Origin of the sequence: Lentzea xinjiangensis, from assembly GCF_900110955.1 — a bacterium.
Lineage (GTDB): Bacteria > Actinomycetota > Actinomycetes > Mycobacteriales > Pseudonocardiaceae > Lentzea > Lentzea xinjiangensis.
In genome coordinates, this window is sequence record NZ_FOFR01000038.1 from 23,002 (window position 1) to 33,210 (window position 10,209).

A 10,209-nucleotide genomic window follows, 5' to 3' on the forward strand; every position below is an offset into this window, starting at 1 on the left:
TCCCGTTCCACATCTGCGACGACAAAAGGAGCGCAACCATGACCACGACCACGACCGGACGGTTCGACGGACAGGTGGTGATCGTCACCGGCGGCGGTTCCGGCATCGGAGCCGCCACCGCCGAGCGCTTCGCCGCCGAGGGAGCATCGGTGGTGATCTCCGGGCGGCGCCGGGAACGACTGGAGGAGGTGGCCGCGCGGTTGCCGGCCGATCGAGTGCTGGTGCACGTGGCCGACGTGTCCCGGCGTGAGGACTGCGAGGCGCTCGTGGCCGCAGCGGTGCGGCGGTTCGGGCGGCTGGACACCCTGGTCAACGCCGCGGGCATGAACCTGGTCGGCAGTGTGCCCCAGACTTCGGAGGAGGACTGGCGGGCCTGCTTCGGAGCGGACGTCGACAGCGTGTTCTTCACGACCCGCGCCGCCCTGCCGCACCTGGCCGAGACGAAGGGCTCGGTCGTCAACGTCGGATCGGTGTCCTCGCTGGGCGGCGGCTGGTCACACGCGGCTTACAACGCCGCCAAGGGCGCGGTGGCCAACCTGACCCGATCGGTGGCCTGCGACGCCGGACGCGACGGAGTCCGCGCCAACGTGGTGTGCCCCGGTCTGACCGTGACCGACATGGTGGAGGAGATCATGGCCGACGACGCCCTCCTCGACCGCGCCTGGGACCGCATCCCGCTGCGCCGGGCCGGGCAGCCGGAGGAGGTGGCCTCCGCCATCGCCTTCCTGGCCAGCGACGAGGCCGCCTGGATCACCGGTGTCGCGCTTCCGGTCGACGGCGGGCAGACCTGCACCGACGGTGGCCCCGAATGGGGCAAGTGAGCGGAGCGGACGACCTGGGGCCGGCTGATCGCGGTCGGCCTCGGGCGCGGAGGGACCGGACCCGGACGTCGCGCCGGTGAGCGCGACCATCGTGCCCACCGGGGCGACGAGCGGGTCTGGGTGGTCCGCCGCACATGCGCTGTGAAGTGCCGAAAGCCGGCCATGCGTTCTGGTCCGCGGCAGGTGCTTCGGGCAGGTCCGCTTCTTCGCGACCAGGCGTTGGCGCCATCGCAGTCGTGACGCCACCGCGCGGACCGCTGACCCCCTGTCCCCGGCGGTCCCGGCCTGCCCCACACCTCGGTGCCGGGACCGCCGATTGCCAGGTCTGCCGCAGCACCCACCGGCGAACCGACCCGGCCACCGGATCGGCAACACCCGGTTGTGGCAGGTGAACTCCGCTACCGCCGCCGCGCCCGTGCGTGCCAAGCCTCCACGATCAGCTCCTCCAACTCGCCCACCTCGATGCACTCCAGCTGCACCAGCACCGCCGGATAGCCCTGGAAGTGCGGCGTCGTGAAGTACACCGACCCGTCGGAGGCCAGCAACGCCTCCTTGGCCCCGAGGTCCGGCACCCTGGCGGCCAGGATCGGCCCGGTCGGTGCCGCCGCCCCCAGCGCGGCCAGGTCGGTCCCCCGCAGCGGCCGTTCCCAGACGAAGAGCCTCTCCTCGACCCTCCAGTCGACGACGCCCTCGCGCACCCGCTCCGTCACGCCGGGCATGGAGGTGGCGATCCTGCGCACGTCGTCCCAGGTGGCCATCGGGTGCTCCTACAGGTGGTCCGGCGGACGCTGCTGCTCGGCCAGGAACCGTTCGAACTCGGCACCCAGTTCGTCCGCGCTGGGCAGGTCGGTGGTGCCGACAGTCTGGATGAAGGCGTCGTACTGCCGCTCGAGCGCCTCCACCACCTGCGCGACCTCCTCGGAGTCCGCGACCTGGCGGTGGATCTCGGCGTCGGCCGCCTGGGCCGCGTCGAGCAGCGACCCGATCGGCAACGCCAGGCCGGTCGCGCGGGCGACGGCGTCCAGCAGGGTGACGGCCGCGGTCGGGTACTGGGACTGCGCGAGGTAGTGCGGCACCTGGGCGGCGAAGCCCACCGCGTCGTGGCCCGCCTGGCCCAGGCGGAACTCGAGCAGGCCCGACACGTTGCCCGGCACCTGCACGCGGTTGAAGAACGGCTGGTACTCCGACACGAGCTCCGGGCGCGTGGCATGGCCGATGACGTTCAACGGGCGTGTGTGCGGCACGCCCATCGGGATGCCGTGGAAGCCCACGGTCAGACGCACGCCCCAGCGGTCGATGAGCGCGCGCACGGCGAGCACGAACGCTTCCCAGGCGCGGTCCGGCTCGGGTCCGGTGAGCAGCAGGAACGGGTGGCCCGCGCTGTCCCAGAGCAGGTGCACGACCAGCTCGGGGGCGGCGTAGTCCTCCCAGTGGTCGGTCGCGTAGGTCATCAGCGGCCGGCGCGAGCGGTAGTCGATCAGGCCGTCGACGTCGAAGCGGGCGACAACACGGCTCTCCAGGGTCTCCAGCAGGTGCTCGGCGAGCAGGCGGCCCGCGGCACCGGCGTCCATGAAGCCCTCGAAGTGGTGCAACAGCACCGCGCCTGTCAGGTCCGGCACCTCCGAGTCGACCTCGTACAGGTTCTCCGGGTCCACCGCACGCCTCCTGAACAATCGTTCCTGTCTCGTCCAAAGCCAACCATGTGGACACGGAACTGATTCCGCACGGGTCGATTAGCCCATACGGACCGTGTGCGCGCACCACCTCACGGGTACTCCGGGTCGGTGTACAGGCGCTGGGTGACGCGTGGAGCTTTGGTCGCAGCCGTTCTCATCATCCTCGGCTCGGCGGTGTTCGTCTTCGGGCTGATGAGGCCGTTCGGCGGGGACGAGACGATCGACCGCAGCCAGCCCGCGATGCTCAAGTCCGTGCGGGACCTCAGCCAGTACCACGCCGCGGCCGGCGAGTTCCAGGTCGTGCTGGACATCGAGAACGACGTGAAGTGGGTGCCCTCGGCACTGGCCGGTGAGCGGACGCTGTTCGTCGCCGCCGGCTCGGTCAACGCCTTCGTCGACTTCGGCAGCCTGAAGGACGACGGGCTCGTCGTGTCGCCGGACGGCAAGACCGTCGAGCTCCGGTTGCCGAAGCCGCAGCTCGACAAGCCGAACATGCACCACGACCGGTCGTACGTCTTCAGCCAGGAACGCGGGCTGATCAACGACCTCCAGGCGCTGGCGGGACCTCCGGACCAGCAGCGGTTCTACGTCGCCGCCGAGGCCAAGCTCGCGGAGGCGGCGAAGTCGTCGGAGCTGCTCAAGCGCGCCGAGGACAACACCCGCGTGATGCTGACCGGAATGCTGCAGTCGCTGGGGTTCCAGGTGAAGGTGGTCGGCGACTAGACCGGGTCGGGGCGGTCCCGAACGAACCGGTCCGACCCGAACCGGGACCGGACGAACCGGCACCGAACCGGCGGACCCTTCCCCGCGAACGTCCGGCGATGAGCCGTCCGCACCGGGATAGGATCCGTTGGTGGAAGACGATCTGATGGCCTGGGCGCCCGCGCAGGACGCCGCGCGTGCGCCGGAGATCGCGCTGCCCGGCTACAGCGGTTTCCGCGTGATCGCCCAGGGCGGCGAGGGCACGATCTACCGCGCCCGCCAGGACGGTCTGGGCCGCGACGTCGCGGTCAAGGTGCTGCAGGTGACCGACCCGGCGACGGTGGCCCGCTTCCGCCGTGAGCTGGCGATCACCGTCGAGCTCGGCCGCCAGCACCCGCACATCGTCACGGTGCTGGACACGGGCACGCTCCCGGACGGCCGCCCGTGCATCGTCATGGAGTTCTACGAGCGCGGCTCACTGCACGACCGTTTGCGCGCTATGGGCCCGTTGCCCGTTGCCGACGTCGTGGCGGCGGGCATCGCGGTGGCCGACGCGCTGGCGTTCGCGCACGGCCAGGGCATCCTGCACCGCGACGTGAAGCCGCAGAACGTGCTGGTGCTCCCCACTTCCTACGTGCTGGCCGACTTCGGCATCGCCCGCGGCGCCGACGCGGGTCACTCCGCGTCGCTGCAGATGGTCAGCTACCGGCACGCGGCCCCGCAGATGATCGAGGGCGCCGCGCCGTCGGCCGCCGACGACGTCTGGTCGCTCGGCTCGACGCTGTTCACGCTGCTGGAGGGCAAGCCGCCGTTCGCCTCGGACAACCCGGACGAGGACACGCTGCTGTCCTACGTCGGCCGCGTCAGCAGCGCCGAACCCCGTGCGCTGACCCGGTTCGACGTGCCCGCCGCGCTGGTCGCCGTGCTCGGCCGGTGCCTGCGCAAGGACCGCGCGGAGCGGTTCGGCTCGGCGCTGGAGCTGCGGGACGCGCTGATGGCGGTGCGCTCCGGCACTCCCCTGTCCGGCACCACCTCGTCCGGCACTCCCCTGTCCACTGTGGACCCTGACGCGACCGCGATGGTGGGCGAGCGCCCGATCTTCTTCCCCGAGGGGCCGACGGAGGCCCCCGGTTTCGGCCCGCGCGGTTACGTCCCGGAGCCCGATCCGGAACCGGAACCGGACGAGGAGCCGGACGACTCCTGGCGCGGCCGGCTCGAGGACCTGACCTACCGCCGGCACGACCTCGAGCCGGCCCCGCCTCCCCGGCCGGAGCCGGTGGCCGTGCTGCCGCTGGTCGACCTGCCGTCCGTCAGCCTGCCCGCTGCCGAGCCGCCGGCCGAGCCGATGACGGCCCCGGTCCGCAGGAGCAGGCGGGGCGGTGTGCTCGCGCTGCTCGCCGTCGTCGCCGTGTCCGGCGGTGTGGTCGCGGGCCTGCTGCTGCAGCGCGGCGGTGGCGACGACCAGCGGGCGCAGCCGCCGGTGACGACGACGATCCCGGAGCCGGTCCAGGAGTCCGCCGACGCCGGGCCCGCGCCGAACACCGACCTGAAGTTCGTCCCGGTCCTCAAACGCGCCGAGTACCAGGGCAAGGCGATCGAGTTGGAGTGGAGCGACCCGAGCGGCGGTCAGGCCGAGTTCGTGGTGGTCGACGTGACCGGTGCCAAGCCGGTGGCGGTGACGAGGGTGACCGGCGGCGGCACGAAGCACGTCATCGAGGACGGCGGCGGCGCGCGGCGTTGCTTCCAGATCGCGGCGTTCGGCTACAACGGTGAACGCGGCAGCTCCGCGAAAGTCTGCGCCAACAAGAACTGACGTTCCCGAGCCCGCGTTGTTGCGCTCGCACGGATTGGCGTACGGTCCCCCGGTGCGAACCGCTCGCTATGCCGGCCCACCGTTGTTCGCCCGTGGACACAAGCGCCGCACACTCCTGGCCGTGGCCCTCCCGCTCGTCATCGGCATCGGCATCGGCGTGCTGATCGGGGACGGTCTCCGGCCGCCCGCCGCCGAGGACACCCGCACCGGCACGGCACCCACGGCGCGCAACGAGCCCGTGCAGCTGGAATACACGGACATGCCCTGCGACCCCGGCTCGTCCGTCCTCGTCCTGCACTCGCTGGAGGGCGCGATGTCGGCGGAGGACGTCGACGTGCTGCTGCGGTACGAGACGATGTGGGTGAAGCACCGCGAGAACGCGAACCCCGCACTGCGCGACCAGACCGCGCTGCTGACGCGGCGGGACGACGTCTGCGACGCCATCGTCCCGGACGACCCGAGGTTCACCCAGTTCGTGTGGATCGGCCCGTTCCAGTCGGCCGTCGCGCCCTCGCTGTGCGAGGCGTTGCTCAAGGTCGTCGGGAAGAACTGCATCCCGGCCCAGGTGGTGCGCTGAGTCAGCGCCGGAACAACGGTCGCGGGTCGACCGCCCACACCGCCCTGCGCCACCAGGAAGCGTTGCGCCGCACCGCTTTGCGCACCTGCCGGGCCAGCGGCCAGCTCGGCTGGTGCGCGCCGGGCCGCGGCGCGAACGCCGCCTGGTCCACCAGCACCGCGAGCCGCGCTCCCGCTTCTCCCCACTCGCGGCCGATGTCGGGCACCGTCCGGCTCGGTTCCGGCCGCAACCCCGCGAGCTGCAACGAGTCCAGCACCTCGTGCCACGCTCCCACCGGTCCCGCCGCCCGCAGCCGCACGCGGCGCGAGGTGCGTGCGACGTACAGCCCCACCAGGAGCAGTACCGGCGTGAACACCCAGAACGGGAAGCTCTCGCCCGCCGGCGCGGCGGCCACCTCGTCCGGCCGCACCGCGGTCGGCTGCACCAGCGGCGGCACGGACGGCAGCGAGGTCGGCGTCGGCGTCGCCGTGGTCGAGGCGAGCCGGTTCAGCACCTCGCGCTTCGAGGCGGCGCTCGGTCCGCTCCCGTTGCCCGACACCGGGTCGAACGCCACCCAGCCCCACCCGCTGAAGTAGACCTCCGGCCAGGCGGTCGCATCCGAGGCGCGGACGACGCGCTCGCCGTCCTGCTCGGGCACCGGCTGAAACCCGACCACCACGCGCGTCGGCAGGCCGACCGCGCGGGCCAGCACCGCGAAGGCCGACGCGAACTGCTCGGCCGTGCCGGCGCCGGCGCCGGCCTCGCCGGGGTTGCCGAACAGGAACGTCTCCAGCCGCGCGTAGGACGAGCCGACCGGTGCCTCGGCGTCCGGCCGGCGGTCGAGGCGCACGACCTGTTCCAGCGCCACGGCTTTCTCGTAGGGCGTGCGGGCGTTCCTGGTCGCCTGCCGCGCGTACTCGCCCAACGTGAACGGCAACCGCGGCAACGCCGTGTACCGGGTGGCCTCGGACGGCACGGACGCCTCGGCGAGGTCGGTGTCCGCCGGCGTCTCCAGCACACCGCGCACCGTGTAGCTCAGCCCCGGCTCGAGACCGTCGGCGACCACCAGCGAGCCGGTGTCGGGATCGACCATGGCGTTGCTCAACGACACCGCCTGCGGCTTGCCCACGCCCGGCAGCCACTCGCCCCGCAACCCGGTGATCCGCAGGTCGACGCTGGCGTCCTGGACCTTCCCGCCGGTCGGCAGGTCCGGCGCGTCGACGACACCGAGCGGCCCGTACGTGCTCGCCGCCTCCCACGACGCGCCCGAGTACCGGCTGAGCGTCACGAGCCGCACCGGCACCTCGGGCCCGCGCATCCGCAGCAGCTCGGTCTCGCCCTGCGCGGCCCAGGCCGCGAGCTGCGGCAGGGGGTTCGCCACGGCGATGCCGGTGACCGGTGGCGTGACGAGCCTGCGCGGTTCGAAACCGTTGGCGGGCAACACGACGGCCAGCAGCGTCACCGCGGCCAAGGCGGTGCTCAGGACCGCGGGCGGCAGCACCGGCCCGTGGCGGTCGACGACCAGCCAGCCCAGCGCCAGCAGCACGACCAGGGCGAGCGCGACGAGACCGTGGCGGTCCGCGCGGCCGGTGGTGAGCAGCGCCGCGGACACGTACAGCACCGCCGCGCCCAGCGCGGGCACGAACAACGCCGTTCCGCGCTTGGCCACCGACAGCACCGCCGCGGTGGAGACACCGACGATCAGCAGGAGGCCCGGCACCAGCAGCTCGGGCGTGGCCGGGGCCGGGCGTGCCGCCGTGAGCAGCCTGGGGACGGTGTCCAGCAGCACCCACGCCGGATCGCGCTCGGGGGACGCGCCGCGGGCGGCGAGGAAACCGCCCGCCATCGCGAGCACCACGACCGCGAGGCCCGCCAGCCCCGCGGGAACGAGGCGGGCGAGCAGCAGGGCCGCGAACCCGGCGAGCGCGGCCAGTCCGAAGTAGACGAACGCCCCGTCCCACGCCCTGGCCAGTTGCAGCGAGCCGACGAGCAGGACCGCGGCCACCCACGCGTACCTCATCGCGCCACCACCGCGTTCCACGAGCCGACCAGGTCCTCGGCGCTGGCGCCGCTGAGGACGAGCACCGACCCTGCGGTGCCCACCGGCCGCTGCTCGTCCACGACGAGCACGACGCCGAATGCGGCGCGGCCCGCCTCCAGCACCAGGGCGGGCACCGCGGTCCCGCTGATCACGGCCACCACGTCGAGGTCGCGCACCGGCACGGTGCGGCGGCCGTCGCCGTCGCGCAGCCGCAGGTCCGCCAGCGCGGACAGGATCGGGGCGGCGTCCTGCGCCTGGTCGATGTCGGTGCCGCCGGACGAGGTCAGCAGCCGCACCGGGTGTCCCTGCTCCAGCGCCGAGGTGACGAGCGACGCCGCCACCTCGACCGCCTCCTCGAAGCGCTGCTCCACGGCGTAGGACGCGGAGTTGTCGTCCAGCAGCACGGCCAGGTGCGGGCGTGCCGGGTCGGCGTCCTCGCGGATCATCAGCGTGCCGGTGCGCGCGGACGTCGCCCAGTGCAGGCGGCGCAGGTCGTCACCCGGCACGTACTCGCGCAGGCCCACCAGGTCGGTGCCCCCGCGCTCCACCCGCTCGTCGGCGCCCACCTGGCCCCGCCGGGCTCCGGCCGGCAGGCCCCTGACCGGCAGCACGCGCGGGACCACCCGCACCTGCACGACCTCCCCGAGCACGGTCCTGGCCTGCGCCAGCCCGGCCAGCCCCTGGCGCCGCAACGTCAGCGGGCCCACGTCGAACACACCCCGCCGCTCGGTCGGGATCGCGTAGTCGACCGCCTCGACGACGCCGGGGGCGAGCAGCGGCACCTCCACCACCGAGGGCACGCCCGCCACCACGTCGACGGCGTCGAGGGCCACCGGCCAGCGGCCCGTGACCGACAGCTCCAGCCGGCCGCTGCACCGGGCCAGCCGCGGCACGGTGCGCGGTCGGACGGTGCGCGAGACCGACAACGGCGACGCCACCAGCACCGTGACGACCGAGGCGAGCACGAGCGCGGTCAGCGCGAGGCCGAACGCCGCCATGCCCGGGTAGCGCCACCACAGGCCGACGCCGAGCATCAGCAGGCCCAGCACCGCCGTGCCGGTGCCGCGCAGCGTGAGTCTCATTGCGCCGAGGGCTTGGGCACCGGCACGCGCGAGAGCACGTCGGCCAGCACCTCCGACGTCGTCACCCCCGCCAGCACGCTCTCCCGCGTCAGCACGAGGCGGTGGGCCAGCACCGGGTCCGCGATGTCCTGGACGTCCTGCGGCACGACGAAATGCCGGCCCTTGGCGGCCGCGTACACCTGCGCGCACCGCACCAGCGTGCGCAGGCCGCGCGTGGAGGTGCCCAGCCGCAGCCGTTCGTCGGACCGGGTGCCCACGCCCAGGGAGGAGATGTAGCGCAGGATCGGGTCGGCCACGTGCAGCAGCGAGAGGCGGCCGCTGAACGCGCTCACCTCGCGCGGCGACGTCACCGCGGGCACGTCGGCGATGCGGCCGGCCCCGCTGCCGGGCCGCAGCACGTCGAGCTCGTCGTCCACCGACGGGTAGCCGATGGATGTGCGCAGCATGAACCTGTCGAGCTGCGCCTCGGGCAGCCGGTAGGTGCCGTCGAGGTCGATCGGGTTCTGCGTCGCCACCACGAGGAACGGGTCGGGCACCGCGTGCCCGACGCCGTCGACCGTGACCGTCCGCTCCTCCATGACCTCCAGCAGCGCCGACTGCGTCTTGGCCGCCGCGCGGTTGATCTCGTCGGCCAGCACGACGTTCGCGAACACCGGACCGGGGCGGAACCGGATCTGGCCCGTCTGCGGGTCGTAGACCGAGGTGCCCGTGACGTCGGACGGCAGCAGGTCCGGCGTGAACTGCACGCGCCGGGAGACGCCGCCCAGCGCACCGGCCACGGCGCGCGCCAGCGTCGTCTTCCCCGTGCCGGGAACGTCCTCCAGCAGCACGTGGCCGCCCGCGAACATCGCCACCAGCACCAGGTCGACCACGTCGCGCTTGCCGCGCACGGCGCTCTCGACGGCGTCACCGAGCCGCGCGTGCAGGTCGCGGAAGGCGGAAACCTCACCGGTGTCGATCACTTGTCCTCTTCTCCGCGAACACCGTTCTCCCCGCGAACACCGTCTTCCCTGCGAACACCGATGCGCAGCAGGAAGGCGCACGCCAGCAGGCCCACTCCACCCGCGCCCATCGGCGCGGTCTGCGCGCCGGCGGGCGCCAGCCGCGGGATGCAGCCCGGTTTGCCGCCGCACTCGTCGGCGAGGTAGCTCGCGTTGCGGGCGGCGGAGTCGACCTGGCCGCCGCCCGAGGCCGCGTACGCGCGGACGACGATGGTGTTCGAGCCCTCCTCCAGCGAGATCCGGGCGGTGGTCGCCCCGCACGGGATGCCGACCGCGTAGTCCCACGTCGTGTTCACGACCTCGCAGCGGCCGGTGTGGCTCGCCCAGTCCGCGGGCGGCGCCATGTTCACCGTGCGCGACGGCATCCGGACACCGCCGACGAAGCCGGTGATCACCGTGGCGCCCGCCGCGGGCAGCGGCGGAGGAGGCGGCGGGGTCGGCGTCGGCGGAGGCGTGTTCGGCGGCGGGGTGTTCGGGGGCGGTGTGTTGGGCGGCGGTGTGTTCGGGGGCGGTGTGT

The 10,209-nt window shown here is 73.3% G+C and carries 10 protein-coding genes; 4 read left to right on the plus strand and 6 right to left on the minus strand.

All coding sequences use genetic code 11. The annotated features are described in order from the left end of the window. Window positions 1–38 precede the first annotated feature (38 nt). Window positions 39–821: a meso-2,3-butanediol dehydrogenase gene (gene budC / locus BMW88_RS39940; RefSeq protein ID WP_089962186.1), complete on the plus strand. Its 783-nt coding sequence runs from the start codon at window positions 39–41 to the stop codon at window positions 819–821. A gap of 398 nt (window positions 822–1,219) precedes the next feature. On the opposite strand, the gene BMW88_RS39945 is transcribed toward budC, so the two are convergent. Beyond that, a complete protein-coding gene (locus tag BMW88_RS39945; RefSeq protein ID WP_089962189.1) occupies window positions 1,220–1,579 on the minus strand; it encodes an MmcQ/YjbR family DNA-binding protein in 360 nt (119 codons plus the stop codon). A 9-nt stretch (window positions 1,580–1,588) separates the two neighbouring features. After that, window positions 1,589–2,476 (minus strand): proteasome assembly chaperone family protein, encoded by an 888-nt coding sequence (locus tag BMW88_RS39950; RefSeq protein ID WP_245778384.1) that lies wholly within the window; start codon window positions 2,474–2,476, stop codon window positions 1,589–1,591. A 159-nt stretch (window positions 2,477–2,635) separates the two neighbouring features. Between BMW88_RS39950 and BMW88_RS39955 the strand changes: the two genes are divergently transcribed. The 3 genes from BMW88_RS39955 (at window position 2,636) to BMW88_RS39965 (ending at window position 5,589) form a co-directional block, all read left to right on the plus strand. Continuing rightward, window positions 2,636–3,220 carry a DUF4230 domain-containing protein gene (locus tag BMW88_RS39955; protein WP_245778385.1) on the plus strand — a complete coding sequence of 195 codons (585 nt, stop codon included), beginning with the start codon at window positions 2,636–2,638 and terminating at the stop codon, window positions 3,218–3,220. A gap of 130 nt (window positions 3,221–3,350) precedes the next feature. Next, on the plus strand, window positions 3,351–5,012 hold the full coding sequence (locus tag BMW88_RS39960) for a serine/threonine-protein kinase (RefSeq protein ID WP_143116504.1): 1,662 nt from the start codon (window positions 3,351–3,353) through the stop codon (window positions 5,010–5,012). A 121-nt stretch (window positions 5,013–5,133) separates the two neighbouring features. Beyond that, entirely contained in the window at window positions 5,134–5,589 is a 456-nt protein-coding gene (locus tag BMW88_RS39965) for a hypothetical protein (RefSeq protein ID WP_089962196.1), read from the plus strand. A gap of 1 nt (window position 5,590) precedes the next feature. Here the strand turns inward: BMW88_RS39965 and BMW88_RS39970 are convergent, their stop codons facing one another. The 4 genes from BMW88_RS39970 to BMW88_RS39985 form a co-directional block, all read right to left on the minus strand. Further along, window positions 5,591–7,588, minus strand: a complete 1,998-nt coding sequence (locus BMW88_RS39970; RefSeq protein ID WP_143116505.1) for a transglutaminase domain-containing protein — start codon at window positions 7,586–7,588, stop codon at window positions 5,591–5,593. After that, entirely contained in the window at window positions 7,585–8,691 is a 1,107-nt protein-coding gene (locus tag BMW88_RS39975; protein ID WP_245778386.1) for a DUF58 domain-containing protein, read from the minus strand. The genes BMW88_RS39970 and BMW88_RS39975 overlap by 4 nt, the downstream gene beginning before the upstream one ends. Next, on the minus strand, window positions 8,688–9,653 hold the full coding sequence (locus tag BMW88_RS39980) for an AAA family ATPase (RefSeq protein ID WP_089962202.1): 966 nt from the start codon (window positions 9,651–9,653) through the stop codon (window positions 8,688–8,690). The genes BMW88_RS39975 and BMW88_RS39980 overlap by 4 nt, the downstream gene beginning before the upstream one ends. Then, window positions 9,650–10,209: hypothetical protein (locus BMW88_RS39985; protein ID WP_218148400.1), on the minus strand; the 560-nt coding region annotated here is incomplete at its 5' end. The genes BMW88_RS39980 and BMW88_RS39985, both read right to left, overlap by 4 nt.